Source organism: Pseudomonas sp. BN607 (genome assembly GCF_029871175.1).
Taxonomy (GTDB): Bacteria; Pseudomonadota; Gammaproteobacteria; order Pseudomonadales; family Pseudomonadaceae; genus Aquipseudomonas.
This window is the reverse complement of sequence record NZ_SSOE01000065.1, coordinates 47,647-62,987: the sequence shown is the minus strand read 5'-3', so window position 1 is coordinate 62,987 and position 15,341 is coordinate 47,647. Positions and strand designations below refer to the sequence as shown.

At 63.6% G+C, this 15,341-nt stretch carries 10 protein-coding genes and 1 pseudogene; 9 read left to right on the top strand and 2 right to left on the bottom strand.

The window, feature by feature from the left end; translation table 11 throughout:
* The first annotated feature begins 85 nt into the window (after positions 1-85).
* From E8E68_RS21970 to E8E68_RS21935, 8 genes are all read left to right on the top strand, one after another.
* Positions 86-253: a DUF6026 family protein gene (locus E8E68_RS21970; RefSeq protein WP_013973320.1), complete on the top strand. Its 168-nt coding sequence runs from the start codon at positions 86-88 to the stop codon at positions 251-253.
* Positions 254-1,066: 813 nt separating this feature from the next.
* Positions 1,067-2,626, top strand: a complete 1,560-nt coding sequence (glgA, locus tag E8E68_RS21965) for a glycogen synthase GlgA (RefSeq protein ID WP_266030454.1) — start codon at positions 1,067-1,069, stop codon at positions 2,624-2,626.
* 13 nt (positions 2,627-2,639) lie between these two features.
* Positions 2,640-4,382: a malto-oligosyltrehalose trehalohydrolase gene (treZ, locus tag E8E68_RS21960; RefSeq protein ID WP_266030455.1), complete on the top strand. Its 1,743-nt coding sequence runs from the start codon at positions 2,640-2,642 to the stop codon at positions 4,380-4,382.
* Positions 4,379-6,448 carry a 4-alpha-glucanotransferase gene (malQ, locus tag E8E68_RS21955; protein WP_280344689.1) on the top strand — a complete coding sequence of 690 codons (2,070 nt, stop codon included), beginning with the start codon at positions 4,379-4,381 and terminating at the stop codon, positions 6,446-6,448. The genes treZ and malQ overlap by 4 nt, the downstream gene beginning before the upstream one ends.
* On the top strand, positions 6,445-9,219 hold the full coding sequence (locus tag E8E68_RS21950) for a malto-oligosyltrehalose synthase (RefSeq protein ID WP_280344686.1): 2,775 nt from the start codon (positions 6,445-6,447) through the stop codon (positions 9,217-9,219). The genes malQ and E8E68_RS21950 overlap by 4 nt, the downstream gene beginning before the upstream one ends.
* Before the next feature lie 17 nt (positions 9,220-9,236).
* Positions 9,237-9,518, top strand: coding sequence for a DUF2934 domain-containing protein (locus E8E68_RS21945; protein ID WP_266030459.1), 282 nt, complete (start codon positions 9,237-9,239; stop codon positions 9,516-9,518).
* Between the two features lie 153 nt (positions 9,519-9,671).
* The gene (glgX, locus tag E8E68_RS21940; protein ID WP_110744653.1) at positions 9,672-11,825 is read left to right on the top strand and encodes a glycogen debranching protein GlgX; all 2,154 of its coding nucleotides are present in this window, start codon (positions 9,672-9,674) and stop codon (positions 11,823-11,825) included.
* Between the two features lie 118 nt (positions 11,826-11,943).
* Positions 11,944-12,738 carry an endonuclease/exonuclease/phosphatase family protein gene (locus E8E68_RS21935; protein WP_280344681.1) on the top strand — a complete coding sequence of 265 codons (795 nt, stop codon included), beginning with the start codon at positions 11,944-11,946 and terminating at the stop codon, positions 12,736-12,738.
* Between the two features lie 3 nt (positions 12,739-12,741).
* On the opposite strand, the gene E8E68_RS21930 is transcribed toward E8E68_RS21935, so the two are convergent.
* A complete protein-coding gene (locus tag E8E68_RS21930; protein WP_280344678.1) occupies positions 12,742-12,867 on the bottom strand; it encodes a hypothetical protein in 126 nt (41 codons plus the stop codon).
* 189 nt (positions 12,868-13,056) lie between these two features.
* Between E8E68_RS21930 and E8E68_RS21925 the strand changes: the two genes are divergently transcribed.
* Complete coding sequence (locus tag E8E68_RS21925) at positions 13,057-14,133, top strand: autotransporter outer membrane beta-barrel domain-containing protein (RefSeq protein WP_280344674.1); 1,077 nt, start codon at positions 13,057-13,059, stop codon at positions 14,131-14,133.
* Positions 14,134-14,765: 632 nt separating this feature from the next.
* Here the strand turns inward: E8E68_RS21925 and E8E68_RS26885 are convergent.
* Positions 14,766-15,038 (bottom strand): annotated as a pseudogene (locus E8E68_RS26885) (RHS repeat-associated core domain-containing protein); the annotation flags it as partial.
* Between the last annotated feature and the right edge of the window lie 303 nt (positions 15,039-15,341).

Sequence of the window (15,341 nt, the reverse complement as noted above, 5' to 3'; positions counted from 1 at the left end):
AAGACCTGTAAAAGAATTCAGAATGCGCCCCGCGTGAAGCGTCTACGCTTTAACTTGTCACCAGCCAAAACCGCGAGGTGTGCTCATGGGTACCTTGATGCCTGCCACTCCAACCCAGACCCTCTATGTCTCCGTGCGCCGTGATGAGCTGCGTAAACTGAAGGACGAACGCGACCAGCTGCGCCAGCAGGTTGCCCAACTGAACCTGCTGCTGGCGCAAGCGCGCACCGACGGCAAAGCCGTCAGCCTCTGACCTTGGTCCTTCCCAGTGGGGGCTGAACAGCTCCCACTTTGCTTAATCGAGCAACCAACTGCTATCGCCGCTTTCCCGGATGCCACCATGACGGGTAGCATCGCCAACCCTTGCAAGCGGCTGTCCTTCGTCCATCATCAGTGCCGAGCCGCTGGTGATCGCCGCGCTGCACTTGCCGGGCAGTACGTACCTGCTCGCAATAGCGCAAACGCCGTCGCCCCCTGTCTCGAGCCCACCCCGGCCCATCATTAGACCGTATCACCGATAAGACAAGAACCTGCGCAGGGCGTCGCACCGATGAAGGACTGCGCACATCTGAACGTGCAGCAGTGTGTCCCATTGGCGACCAAGGCACGCACCAAAATAGTGCACCCTCATCATGATAGGGCATGCCGGCCGCCACCTCATCCCCCCTCGCCAGCCGTGCACTCACATCCGTTCCCATACGCCAACGTTTGCGTCTATTCCGCGGCATCACAATAGTGACCAGTGGGTCACCATTTCACCTTTTTCTCTCCTACACTCGGGTTTCGGCCCGCCATTTGCTCAATGGAAGAGTGACGAAAAAAAGTCGAACTTTACGGAAAGCGGGCAGGTCAGGAACTAAGTAGGCCAAATGCAAAGGGACTTCCCAGCCACGGCCACCAACCCACCAGCCCAATCGCTTTCGGCCGGAACGCCGATCGCGCCGTGCGTGCGCGCACGACCCTGGGGCATGGAACGCACTACGCAGCATTCAGCAAGCAGAGAGAACCAACACGAAATATCGCCATGGGTGCCAGCACCCGGCCAAGCATAGGGACGGAGAGAAGTATGATCAGTGCCGCTGTCGAGCCTCACGCAGATTCATTCAAACCGGACAACCGCGAGCCGCTCACCCCGGACTTCGCCACGACAGGCAAGGCACCCGGCGCCCAGCGCCAGCACAATCCCAACAAGCGCAAGATCCTGTTCGTGACCTCGGAAATCGCCGACCTGGTGAAAACCGGCGGCCTGGGTGACGTATCCGCAGCGCTGCCCCGCGCCATGGCGCACCTGCATGATGTGCGGGTGCTGATCCCGGGCTACCCCCAGGTCATGGAAAGCGACAACCCGATCCATATCGTCGGTGAGTTGGGCGGCCACGCGGCTCTTCCGCCCTGCAAGATCGGCCGTATGGACATGGTTGACGGCCTGGTGATCTACGTACTGATCTGCCCCGAACTGTACCAGCGCGACGGCACGCCCTATGGTGCCAACAACGGCCGCGACTGGCCCGACAACCACATCCGTTTCGCCCGCCTGGGCCTGGCCGCCGCCGAAATCGCCGCCGGGGAAGGCATGATCCACTGGAAGCCTGAACTGGTGCACGCCCACGACTGGCCTGCCGGGCTGGCACCGGCCTACATGCACTGGCGCGGGTTGAACACGCCGACCCTGTTCACCATCCACAACCTGGCCTACCAGGGCGTGTACAGCCGTGGCTGCAGCCCGGAACTGGCAATCCCGGACCATGCCATGCAACAGGAGGGCATGGAGTTTTACGGCAAGCTGTCGTTCCTCAAGGCCGGCCTGGCCTACTCCAGCCACATCACCACGGTCAGCGCCACCTACGCCCAGGAGATCACCACCCCGGAATTTGGCTGCGGCCTGCACGGCTTCCTTGCCAGCAAGGCCCAGCAAGGCCTGCTGGGGGGCATCCCCAACGGCATCGACGAAAGCTGGGATTCGGCCACCGACAAGCACCTGCAGCACAACTTCAGCATCAACGACTGGGAAGGCAAGGCGCGCAATACCCAGGAGGTGCGCGAACTGTTCGGCCTGGATGACTCCGAAGGCCCCCTGTTCGCCGTGGTCTCGCGACTGGTGTATCAGAAAGGCCTGGACCTGACCCTGGGCGTGGCCGACTACATTGTCGAGCAAGGCGGGCAGATTGCGATTATCGGCCGTGGCGAGCCGGAAGAAGAACAGGCCATGCGCGAGCTGGCGCTCCGCCACCCGGGCCGCATCGGCGTGCGTATCGGCTTCAACGAAACCGACGCGCGTCGCATGTTCGCCGGCAGCGATTTCCTGCTGATGCCGTCGCGCTACGAGCCGTGCGGCCTGAGCCAAATGTACGCGCAGCGTTTCGGCTCGCTACCGGTGGCGCGTAACACCGGTGGCCTGGCCGACACCATCGAGTGCGGCGTCACCGGCTTCCTGTTCAACGAGTCGACCGTCGAGAGCTACCGCGAAGCACTGGGCCGCGCCTTCTATGTGTATGGCAAGAAGGACTTGCTGAACGCCATGCGCTGCCTGTCGATGACCCAGCCATTCAACTGGTGCCAAGCGGTGGAACCCTACGCCCGCCTGTACGAGGACCTGGTCAAGCAGACGCAACTGAGCCACTACTGAGCGAGGGTGGAAGATGCACAGGCATGGCGCACACTTGCTGGACGCCACGTCGGCGCGCTTCGCCCTTTGGGCACCCGATGCGCGCAGCGTGAGCGTGGAACTGGAGCAGCAGCCGGCCTTCGCGCTGCAGCCCGCAGAAGATGGTTGGTACACCGGCGTGGTTCCCTGCCAGGCCGGTGACCGTTACCGCTACCGTATCAATGATGAATTGCAGGTGGCCGACCCGGCGTCGCGCTATCAGCCCGACGGCGTGCAGGGGCCAAGCCAGGTGGTGGATGTTACCTGCTACCCCTGGCAACATCCGTGGCAAGGCCGTCCCTGGCACGAGGCGGTCATCCAGGAACTGCACGTTGGCCTGTTCGATGGCTACGACGGCGTGGCCCGGCAACTGCCACGCCTGGCCGAACTGGGCATCAGCGCGGTCGAGCTGATGCCGCTGGGGCAGTTCCCTGGCGAGCGCAACTGGGGCTATGACGGCGTGCTGCCGTATGCACCGCAGAATACCTACGGTAGCCCTGAGCAGCTGTGCGCGCTGGTCGATCAGGCCCACGGCGAAGGGCTGATGGTGTTGGTGGACGTGGTGTACAACCACTTCGGCCCCGACGGTAATTACCTGCATCAGTACGCCAGCCCGTTCTTCCGCGAGGACCGCCAGACCCCCTGGGGCGCGGCCATCGACTTTCGCCGCCCGCAGGTGCGCGAGTACTTCATCCAGAACGCGCTGATGTGGCTGTGCGACTACCGCTGCGACGGCCTGCGCCTGGATGCCGTACATGCCATCGACCAGCCCGACTTTCTGGTCGAGCTGGCCCAGCGAGTGCGTGCCGCGGTGGAACCCGGGCGGCACGTGTGGCTGGTGCTGGAGAACGAGCACAATCAGGCTGGCCTGCTGGAGCAGGGTTTCGATGCCCAGTGGAATGACGACGGCCACAATGCCCTGCATGTGTTATTGACCGGCGAAACCGAAGGCTACTACGCGGACTACCAGAAACGCCCCATCGATCAACTGGCGCGCTGCCTGGGCGAGGGCTTTGTGTTCCAGGGCCAGCCCAATCGACATGGCACGCCACGCGGCGAACCCAGCGGGCACCTGGCGCCCAGCGCCTTTGTGTTGTTCCTGCAGAATCACGACCAGGTCGGCAACCGCGCCCTCGGCGAGCGCCTGACCCGCCTGTGCCCGCCGCCGGCCCTGCGGGCAGCTACCAGCCTGCTGTTGCTGGCCCCTATGATCCCCTTGCTGTTCATGGGCGACGACGATGGCAGCTGCCGGCCGTTCCTGTTCTTCACCGACTTTCACGACCAGCTGGCCGACGCCGTGCGTGAAGGCCGCCGTGGCGAATTCGCCCACTTCACCGCGTTCGCCGACCCCGAGCAGCGCGAGCACATTCCCGACCCCAATGCCGAGCAGACTTTCGAGTCATCACGCCCGCAAAACAAGGAAGTGATCGCCGGCTGGCACGGTCTGTACCAGCATCTACTCCACCTGCGCCACCGCCATGTCATCCCGCACCTGCCCGGCAGCCGTGCACTGGGCGCCGAGGTCCACGGCGACAAGGCGCTGACCGCACGCTGGCGGTTGGGCAATGGCAGCATCCTGCGCATCGACCTGAACCTGGCCGACAGCGCAGAGGCAGTCGAACTGCCCGCCCCAGCCTGGCGGCTGTTCGACAGCAGCGACACCCGCCACCCCGATACCCACCTGGCCGCCTACAGCTGCGTGGTCAGCCTGCTTCCACCTGCCCAGGAGCGCCCATGAGCGAAACCGCCCTGCATCGCCTGGCGCGCCGCGTCGGGCTGAGCCGCGACTGGATCGACGCCAATGCTCGTCCCCAGCGCGTCAGTGACGACGCGCTGCGCAACATCCTCGAAGGGCTTGGCCATCCTGCCGCCGATGAAAGCGCCATTGCCGCCAGCCTGCGTGCCGTGGAAGCCGCCGACGACAGCGAGCACCTGCCGCCGCTGCTAACCGCCGACCTTGGCCAGCCGCTGGCGCTGGCGCGCTACTTCAGCGCCGCCAGCATCGCGCATTGCACCCTGGAAGACCACGCTTCGCTTACCCTCACCCTTGATGAGCAGGCACGCCTGCCCGGTGAGCTGCCGATTGGCTACCATCAGGTGCAGATAGACGGCCGCCAGTTCACCGTGGCCGTGGCCCCGCCACGCTGCCACAGCCTGGATGACGACGTGCAGCAACCACCACCACGCTGCTGGGGGCTGGCGGTGCAGTTGTACAGCCTGCGCCGCCCCGGCGATGGCGGCTACGGCGACTGCCTGGCCCTGGAACAGCTAGCGCGTTCGGCCGCCGAGCGCGGCGCAGACGCCCTGGCCATCAGCCCGATTCACGCCCTGGCTGCCATCGACCAGGAGCACTACAGCCCCTACTCGCCGTCCAGCCGCCTGCTGCTCAATGCCCTGTACGCCAGCCCGGCTGCCCTGCTGGGCGAGCGGGAAGTGCGCATGGCCATCGAAGCCTGCGGCCTAGAGCAACAGCTTGAAGACCTGGAGCAAGGCACACTGGTCGACTGGCCGCGCGCCGCCAGCGCCCGGCTGCGCTTGCTCGAAGCGCTGTACCAGGGTTTCAGCCAGGGCAACCACCCACTGCGCAGGGATTTCGACAGTTTCCGTGACGCTGGCGGCCAGGCCCTTGAGCATCACTGCCGCTTCGAAGTGTTGCAGGCGCAAGCGGTGGAGAACGGGCTGGGCGCCGACTGGCGCAACTGGCCCAAGGCCTGGCACGACCCGTACCACCCCGAAGTGGAAGCCTTCGCCAACGCCTACCCGGCCAAGGTCGAGTTCCACGCTTTCTGCCAATGGCTGACCGAGCGCAGCCTGCAACGTGCCCAGGAAGCCGCCCGTAGCAGCGGCATGGCAGTGGGCCTGATCGCCGACCTGGCAGTGGGCGCCGACGGTGCCGGCAGCCAGGCCTGGAGCCGCCAGGACGAACTGCTGTCAGGCCTGAAAGTCGGTGCGCCACCCGACATCCTCAACCGCGCCGGGCAGGACTGGGGCATCTGCGCCTTCTCGCCCGAAGGCCTCAAGCGCAACGGTTACCGCGCCTTCATCGAAATGCTGCGGGCCAACCTGGCGCACGCCGGGGGCCTGCGCATCGACCATGTCATGGGCCTGCGTCGGCTATGGCTGATCCCGCAAGGGGCCAAGCCCAGTGAGGGTGCCTACCTCAATTACCCACTGGAGGACCTGCTGCGCCTGCTGGCGCTGGAGTCGGTGCGCCACCAGGCGATCATTCTTGGTGAAGACCTCGGCACGGTGCCGGAAGGCCTGCGCGAAACGCTGGCCGAGAAAGCCGTGCTGGGCATGCGCGTGCTGCCGTTCGAACAGACCCAGCCCGGCCAGTTCAAGCCGATTCTGGACTGGCCGGACCATGCCCTGGCCACTACCGGCACCCACGACCTGGCACCGCTAGCCGGCTGGCTGGCCAACCGCGATATCGACTGGAGCCACCGTTTGCAATTGATCGACACTGCCACCGAACTCCACTGGCGCCACGAACGCCAAAAGGAACATGACGGCCTGCGCCACACCCTGCAAGCCAACTACGGCGAAATGAAGGACACCGACGCGCTGATCGACGCGGCTATCCGCTACGTGGGCCATACCCGCGCGCCGCTGGTGCTGGTACCGCTGGAAGACCTGCTGGGCTGCGACGAACAACCCAACCTGCCGGGCACCACCAGCGGCCACCCCAACTGGCGGCGGCGCTTCGCCCGCCCGGTGCGGGAACTGCTGGACGACGAAGATGCCGCAAGGCGCCTGGAGCTATTGGCCCAGGCTCGCGAACAGGCTTGGGAGCGTGACCAATGAAGCCAATGACCGCCACCTTGCGCCTGCAGTTTCACAGCGACTTCACCCTCGACCAGGCCGTGCCGCTGGTGCCGTATTTTGCCCAGTTGGGCATCAGCCACCTGTATGCCTCGCCCATTCTCAAGGCCCGCGCCGGCTCACGGCATGGGTATGACGTGGTCGACCCGACCCGGGTCAACCCCGAACTCGGCGGTGAGGCCGCACTGGAACGGCTGGTCGCCGCACTGCGCCAGCACGGCATGGGGCTGATTCTCGACACAGTGTCCAACCACATGGCCGTGGGCGGGGCCGACAACCCCTGGTGGCAAAGCCTGCTGGCCTGGGGCCGGCGCAGCCCCTATGCAGCGTTCTTCGATATCCAGTGGCATTCCAGCGACCCGCTGCTGGCCGGGCAATTGCTGCTGCCGTTCCTCGGCAGCGACTACGGGGTAGCGTTGAAAAATGGCGAAATCCCGCTTGAGTTCGACAACCAACGGGGCCTGCTGCAGGTGGCCCATTACGAGCACCGCTTCCCGATCTGCCCGGTCGACTACGGCTGGATCCTGGCGCTCAGCCCGGAGCCGGCCCTGAAGGCACTGGCAGAGCATTTCACGGCATTGGGCGAATCCGCCACACCGCTGGCCGATGCCCTGCCCCTGCACGCTGAACTGGCGCGCCTGGTAAGTGAAGGGGCCGACCTTGAATCGGCCCTGATAGCCTTCGACAGCCGCGCCGAAAACGGCTTCAAGCGCCTGCACCTGCTGCTGGAGCGCCAGACCTACCGCCTGGCCAGCTGGCGCACGGCCGCCGACGACATCAACTGGCGGCGCTTCTTCGACATCAATGAGCTCGGCGGCCTGCGCGTCGAGCGGTCAGTGGTGTTCGAGGCCACCCACGCCAAGTTGTTCGAGCTGATCGAACGGGGCTTGGTCGACGGCCTGCGCATCGACCATATCGACGGCCTCGCCGACCCGCGTGGCTACTGCCGCAAACTGCGTCGCAGGGTCGATGGCCTGATGGCGAAGCGGCCACTGAACGCGGCCCTGGAGCATTTCCCGATCTACGTCGAGAAAATCCTCGGCGCCAACGAACACCTGCACCGCGACTGGCTCACTGACGGCACCACCGGCTACGAGTTCATGAACCAGGTGTCGTTGCTGCAGCACGATCCGGCCGGGGAAGCGCCGCTGACCGAGCTGTGGGCCACTGTCAGCGAGCGCCCGGACTTCCCCGAAGAAGTGCGCCAAGCCCGCCACCTGGTGCTCAACGCCAGCCTGGCCGGCGATTGCGAGTCGGTGGCCCAGGCGCTGCTGCAGGTGGCACGCAACGACCTGATGACCCGCGACCTGACCCTGGGCGCCATTCGCCGCGCCTTGCAGGCGCTGGTCGCGCACTACCCGGTGTACCGCACCTACTTCAATGCCTGCGGGCGCCCGGCTGAAGACGAGGTTTTTTTCCAGCAAGCACTGGCCGATGCCCGCCAAGACCTGGGCGAAGCCGATTGGCCACTGCTCGAGCAGCTGGAACAATGGTTGGGCGGCCAAGCCTGGCGCCAGCTACCACCGGGCCGGGTACGCAAGCAGCTGCGCCATGCCTGCGTGCGCTTCCAGCAACTGACCGCCCCCAGCGCCGCCAAGGCCGTGGAAGACACTGCGTTCTACCGCAGTGCGCGCTTGCTGTCGCGCAACGATGTGGGGTTCGAGGCCGAGCGTTTCAGCGCACCGCTCATGGACTTTCACAACGAGGCCCAGCGGCGCCTGCGCGACTTCCCTGACAACCTGCTGGCCACCGCTACTCATGACCACAAGCGCGGCGAAGACACCCGCGCACGCCTGGCTGTGCTCAGCGAACGCGGCCCCTGGCTGGCCAGCCGGGTGGAGCACTGGCGCGAACTGGCGGCGCCGCTGCGTGCGCAGCTGGACGATGGCCTGGCGCCGAGCCCCGGCGACGAGCTGATGCTGTTGCAGACCCTGCTCGGCAGCTGGCCGCTGGAGCTTGACCTGCACGACGACAACGCCGTGCGCCAGTACGCCGAGCGCGTTCGCCAGTGGCAGCAGAAGGCCCTGCGCGAAGCCAAGCTGCGCAGCAGCTGGAGCGCGCCGAACGAGGCCTACGAAACGGCCTGTGCACGCTATCTGGACAGCCTGCTGCTGGGCAGCGAAAACCAGCAACTGCGCAAATCCCTGGCGGATGCCGCGCAACTGCTGGCCTGCCCCGGCGCCCTCAACAGCCTGGTCCAGGCGTTGCTGCGCATGACCACACCGGGCGTGCCCGACTTGTACCAAGGTAATGAATACTGGGACTTCAGCCTGGTCGACCCGGACAACCGCCGCCCCGTGGACTACGCTTTGAGGCGCCGCACCCTGGACGATGCCGCGCCGCTGACCGAATTGCTGGCGCACTGGCGCGACGGCCGCCTCAAGCAGGCCCTGGTCGCCAAGGTGCTCGATTGCCGCCAGGCCCATGCCGAACTGTTCCGCCGTGGCGCCTACCTGCCACTTGCCGTACACGGCCGGCACGCTGACAAGGTGATCGCTTTTGCCCGCCTGGGTGACAGTGAACGCGCCATTGTCGTCGCCCCGCGCCTGGCCAGCGGCCTGCTTGGCGGCGCTGCTACACCGTTGATCCCGGCACAGAACTGGGACGACACCCGGGTGATCTTGCCGTTTGCCTTGTCGCCTGCCAACTCGACGGGACTTTTTTCCAGTGCTGCGGTCAGCCCTTCTAGGGAGCTGCATGTGAGCGCCGTGCTGGCGGAGTTTCCGGTCAACCTGTTGATACAACAATCTTGAGCATCAGGAGCGTCACGATGAGTGTCGATGAAAAGCGTATTCGCGAATTTGCCTACCAGATCTGGGAGTCCGAAGGTAAACCCGCCGGCCAGGAAGATCGCCACTGGGAAATGGCCCGCAAGCTGGCCGAGGCTGAAGCCTTGGCACCCAAGGCAGCGCCGCGCAAGCGGGCGCCGGCCAAGCCCAAGGCTGCAGCGGAGCCCAAAGCGCCTGCCGAGCCCAAGGTAACTGCCCTGCCGGGCGTTAAACCGGCTGCGGCGAAAAAGCCTCGGGCGGTGAAAAAGCCTACTGCCGGTTAAGCCTGTCCCGGCTTTCTTCGCGGGTAAACCCACTGCCACAGGTTCATCACAGGCGCTCAAAGCCATGCAGTACCTGTGGCATCGGGTTTCCCGGTAAACAGGCCACCGCAGGACTGCACATTCCCCTTCCATCACGGCCACTTGAGGATCGTCATGAGCCCCCGCACCCCAAAGAAAACCCGCTCGGTCGCACCATCGCGCATCCGCGAAGGCATGCCCTTCCCCCTCGGCGCCACCTGGGATGGCCTTGGGGTCAACTTCGCCCTCTTCTCGGCCAACGCCACCAAGGTCGAACTGTGCCTGTTCGACTCCACCGGCGAACAGGAAATCGAGCGCATCGAACTGCCCGAATACACTGACGAGATCTACCACGGCTACCTGCCCGACGCGCACCCTGGGCTGGTCTACGGCTACCGCGTGTACGGCCCCTACGAACCGGAAAACGGCCACCGCTTCAACCCCAACAAACTGCTGATCGACCCGTATGCCAAGCAACTGGTCGGCAGCCTGAAATGGTCCGAGGCATTGTTCGGCTACACCATCGGCCACCCTGATGGCGACCTGTCATTCGACGAACGCGACAGCGCGCCTTTCGTACCCAAATGCAAGGTGATCGACCCGGCCTTCACCTGGGGCCGCGACCAGCGGGTGCAGATCCCCTGGGAACGCACGATCATCTACGAGGCGCACACCCGCGGCATCAGCATGCGCCACCCGGCAGTGCCGGAAAAACTGCGCGGCACCTTCGCCGGCCTGGCCAATGACGAACTGCTCAAGCACATCAAGGACCTGGGCGTTTCCAGCATCGAGCTGCTGCCGATCCACGCCTTCGTCAACGACCAGCACCTGCTGGACAAGGGCCTGAACAATTACTGGGGCTACAACAGCATCGCTTTCTTTGCACCGCACCCGCGCTACCTGGCCAGTGGCAAGATCGCCGAGTTCAAGGAGATGGTCGCGCACCTGCACGATGCCGGGCTGGAAGTGATTCTCGACGTGGTCTACAACCACACCGCCGAAGGCAATGAACGCGGCCCGACCCTGTCCATGCGCGGTATCGACAACGCCTCGTACTACCGCCTGATGCCGGATGACAAGCGCTACTACATCAACGACTCCGGTACGGGCAACACCCTGGACCTGAGCCACCCCTGCGTGCTGCAACTGGTTACCGACTCGCTGCGCTACTGGGCCGGTGAAATGCACGTGGACGGCTTCCGCTTCGACCTCGCGACCATCCTTGGCCGCTACCACGACGGCTATAGCGAGCGCCACGGTTTCCTCGTCGCCTGCCGCCAGGACCCGATGCTGAGCCAGGTCAAGTTGATTGCCGAGCCGTGGGACTGCGGCCCGGGCGGCTATCAGGTGGGCAACTTCGCCCCGGGCTGGGCAGAGTGGAACGACCGTTTCCGCGACACCGTACGCGCCTTCTGGAAAGGCGACGAGGGCCAACTTGCCGACTTTGCCGCCCGCATGACCGCGTCGGGCGACATGTTCAACAACCGCGGCCGGCGGCCTTACTCCTCGGTCAATTTCATCACCGCCCACGACGGTTTCACCTTGCGTGACCTGGTGTCGTACAACCACAAGCACAACGAAGACAACGACGAGAACAACCAGGACGGGACCGACAACAACCTGTCGTGGAACTGCGGTGTCGAAGGGCCGACCGATGACCCGGCGGTGAATGCCCTGCGCATGCGTCAGATGCGCAACTACTTCGCCACGTTGCTGCTGGCCCAAGGCACGCCAATGATTGTGGCCGGCGACGAGTTCAGCCGCACCCAGCACGGCAACAACAATGCCTACTGCCAGGACAGCGAGATCGGCTGGGTGAACTGGGACCTGGACGAGGAAGGCCAGGAGCTGCTGGCCTTCGTCAAGCGCCTGACCCGCCTGCGCCTGGCCTACCCGGTGCTGCGTCGTTCGCGCTTTTTGGTCGGCGACTACAATGAGGCGATCGGGGTCAAGGACGTGACCTGGCTGGCACCGGATGGCGGCGAGATGAGCGTGGAGCAGTGGGAAGACCCGCACGGGCGCTGCCTGGGCATGCTGATCGATGGCCGCGCGCAGGTCAGTGGCATCGCCCGGCCTGGTGCCGAGGCTACCGTGCTGCTGATCGTCAATGCCCACCATGATGTCGTGCCGTTCAAGTTGCCGACCGTACCCGAAGGCGACTACTGGAGCTGCCTGGTGGACACCGACCGGCCAGAGCTGCGCAAGGGGCAGCACCTGCAGTTCGACAGCACCTTCGAGGTGAAGGGCCGGTCGATGCTGCTGATGGTGTTGCAGCATGACGAGGAGTGAACCGTGATAACCCAGGCGGGTCCTACATTTTAATTGCCACGCCATACCTGTGGGGGCGGGCAAACCCACTCCCACAGGATTTAGCGGCATTTGGAAAGGGCTGATTTCAGGAGGAATTGTGAGCCTCGAGGCCGGCAGTAAAGGTTTCGCCAGTGTCGACCAGGCCCCAGCCGTGAAGCGGCTGCGGGTGCTGACGGTGAACACGCACAAGGGCTTCACCGCTTTCAACCGGCGCTTCATCCTGCCGGAGCTGCGCGAAGCGGTACGCAGCACCCAGGCCGACATCGTCTTCCTCCAGGAAGTGCTCGGCAGCCACGACCGACACGCCGCACGCTACCCTGGCTGGCCGCAGACCTCGCAGTACGAGTTCCTCGCTGACAGCATGTGGAGCGACTTCGCCTACGGCCGCAACGCCGTCTACCCCGACGGCCACCACGGCAACGCGCTGTTGTCCAAGTACCCGATCGTCGAGCACCGCAACCTCGATGTGTCGATCACCGGCCCCGAGCGCCGAGGCCTGCTGCACTGCATCCTGGAGGTGCCCGGCCAAGGCCAGGTGCACGCGATCTGCGTGCACCTCTCACTGTTGGAAAGCCACCGCCAGAAGCAACTGCAGCTGCTGCGCAAATTGCTGGATGCGTTGCCGGTCGACGCACCGGTGATCATCGCCGGCGATTTCAACGACTGGAAGGCGCATGGCAATCGCACCCTCGGGTTGCAACGTGACCTGCACGAGGCGTTCGAGCGCCATCATGGCCACCTCGCCCGCACCTACCCTGCTCGCCTGCCCTTGCTGCGCCTGGACCGGATCTACCTGCGCAACGCCGAAAGCCACGGGCCGCGGATTCTGGGGCACAAACCTTGGTCGCACCTGTCAGATCATCTGCCATTGGCGGTGGAAGTGCACCTCTAGCAATCATTCTTCATAGCCAGGCGGCGGCAAATAGCGAACCCCGCTATGCAGCGGTCTTTCTACAGCAATATCAATCAGTTGGTGCAGACCACGAAAGATGAACGGTTTCTTCACGCTTTCTTGACGCAAGCGTCGTCCTCTCCTTAGCTGAACATTATCTAGTAGTAAAGATCTCGCGCCGGGCCTCTAGCTCGCGCCTTTGTGCGCGCTTGCGAAAGCTGGCGTGCTGGTTTGGGTCGCCCTCTGTTTTTGCCGTACAGCTCGTGACAACAGGCCAGGTCCTCGGGCTGTACCCCACAAAAACAAAGGAGATCCGCCATGAAAAACACCTCGGGCCCCAAAAGCTTCGACCGTATTTTCTACGCGGTTTCCACGTCGCTGCTTCTGGCAACCCCGGTGGAAACCTTCGCGTACGAGCTGCAGGATGACCCCCTATCACCCCGTTATCTGCAGCAGGCGGCAGTACCGCAGCTGTCACTTGATCCGGTGAGCGCCAGTGGCTTGAGTCTCGGTACCCTGAATGCGTTTTCCCAGCAAATGAGCGGGCGTCACGGCCAGGCCGCACCGGACCTGATCGCCAGCCAGTGGTCGCAATTCTTCCCCACTGGCACACGCAACGGGGCGCAGCCCCCAGAGCAGCTGGAAGCTCCCAGCCAGCAGTTGATGATCGGCCCAGACCTGTTCGTGCGCGAGACGGCCGCGGGCAACGTGCACCGGGCGGGGATTTTCGTGGGGCAAAACAATTTGCAGAGCAGCTTCAACGGCATGCGCCCGCTGCTGGGCGACAAGCAACGCAACGCCGTGAACCTGAGCGGGGAAAGCCTAGGCGTATATTGGAGCATGACCCATGAGCAGGGCTGGCACCTTGATGCCGTGGCAATGGGTTCGCGGATCGATGTGATGGGCCGGGGCGAAAACGGCCAGCGCCTTGATGAAAGCGGCCATGCAATGACGTTCTCGGTGGAAGGCGGCTACCCGATCCGCCTGGGCGGCAACTGGGTCATCGAACCCCAGGCACAGTTGATCAACCAGCAGTTCTTCCCTGGCAACCAGGTGCAGGAGGAGACCCTGCAGGCCTTCGACAGCCAGCCGAGCTGGAGCGGCCGGGTCGGTGCCAAACTGTCCGGGCGCTACGAAGTGCGCGGCATGCCGATCGAGCCCTATGTGCGGACCAACGTGTGGTATGACTTCAGCAATGCCGATGAGGTGAAGCTGGACCAGGTCGACAAGATCTCCAGTTCGCGCTATTCGACCACGGTGGAATTGGGGTTGGGGTTGGTGGCACGAGTGACACCGGCAGTGGCGTTATTCGTGAGTGCCGATTACAGCAGTGATGTGGATGACAACGATCTGAATGGACTGATTGGCAGCCTGGGTGTGCGGATGCGGTGGTAAAACGACTATTCAAGTTGTCAGGCGCGTTGATGCGCCTGACAACCTACACCGCCGCTCATAAACGGAAGTTGAACATATTCAGCACTGCCAAGCGGCAGGCCAGTGTCCACAGCTACAGCTGTCTAGACATTACCTAGCGCAGTCCCCTGCCTGATAGGCTGAACGTAGGCATAGACCTCGGGATCATTGAACATTTTCCACTCTGCATAGTCGATTTTTAACGCCAAAAGCTCCTTATGAGACTCGGAGGCTGACCACTGAGTCGCTACATCAGACTGACCTGTCTGTGCTGGAGCAGCAACATCGGCCAATGGGCGCGGCGCAGCTGACCGAGCAAAGGGACGTGACTGCCTTGGGGGCGTACCCGATTTACCCACATAGAAGTACGTATTGGTTTTACGATGACGATAGCCCGTCAAGACCTCGGGCGGACCGGATTGTGGATGGAACTTCACTTCATAGCTATCGCCCGCGAGCTTCAGTGTAAAGGGGGTTCCGCTAGCCCCCTTCTTATGCATGATAAAACCCTTCACCCGTAAATGTTGACTCCCTGGCAGGCGCAGGCCGCTCATAAAACCGATCGCCCTCTTGAGGACGTTGAACAAGATGTCGATTTTCGAAAGCAAAGCAGGTGACCTGCCTGTGGGATCGGATTTGTTGACGGGGTCACCCTGGCAGTAGGCGTAACAATTCAGCCCGCCTTCCGCAAATGGGCTCAAGTCGTCAGGGCTAAAAAAGCGCATGAGTATTGGGCTGTAGACTCTTTTTCCATTCCCAAGCCAGTACCCACCGATGACAGGATCCTTGCATTCGCCGTTAAAGCCCAGTTGTATGTTTGGACACTCGGGTCGATGCCCATATGGAGAATAGGCAATAGTGTGCGACTGCTGGTCCCCATGCACCGATCCGGCCACGTCAACTTTGTACAAACTCGTCGAGCCCGCCTGCGGGCCGTCCGTACGACAAGACAAAGCAACGGGCCCATGTCGCAGGATACGACTGGGCCACTTTTCGACTGGGTCCGTTGACACCGCCAGCCGCTCTCGTTGGTAAAAAAAACTTCTGCATGCTGGCATGGTTCTGCTCCTTTCCAGCTGAGATCAGGAATGATCAGGAGCAAGATGTCACTTGGCATCGCAGCGGCACAACTAGCAGAAATAACAGCCCTTCGCTTGTTCCCCCTGGGAAAGTAGTCATTCTTGATGAGC

Coding starts and splice junctions, on each gene's coding strand:
- glgX (WP_110744653.1), top strand. CDS start 9,672: ATGAGCCCCCGCACCCCAAAGAAAACCCGCTCGGTCGCACCATCGCGC.
- E8E68_RS21945 (WP_266030459.1), top strand. CDS start 9,237: ATGAGTGTCGATGAAAAGCGTATTCGCGAATTTGCCTACCAGATCTGG.
- E8E68_RS21970 (WP_013973320.1), top strand. CDS start 86: ATGGGTACCTTGATGCCTGCCACTCCAACCCAGACCCTCTATGTCTCC.
- treZ (WP_266030455.1), top strand. CDS start 2,640: ATGCACAGGCATGGCGCACACTTGCTGGACGCCACGTCGGCGCGCTTC.
- malQ (WP_280344689.1), top strand. CDS start 4,379: ATGAGCGAAACCGCCCTGCATCGCCTGGCGCGCCGCGTCGGGCTGAGC.
- glgA (WP_266030454.1), top strand. CDS start 1,067: ATGATCAGTGCCGCTGTCGAGCCTCACGCAGATTCATTCAAACCGGAC.
- E8E68_RS21950 (WP_280344686.1), top strand. CDS start 6,445: ATGAAGCCAATGACCGCCACCTTGCGCCTGCAGTTTCACAGCGACTTC.
- E8E68_RS21925 (WP_280344674.1), top strand. CDS start 13,057: ATGAAAAACACCTCGGGCCCCAAAAGCTTCGACCGTATTTTCTACGCG.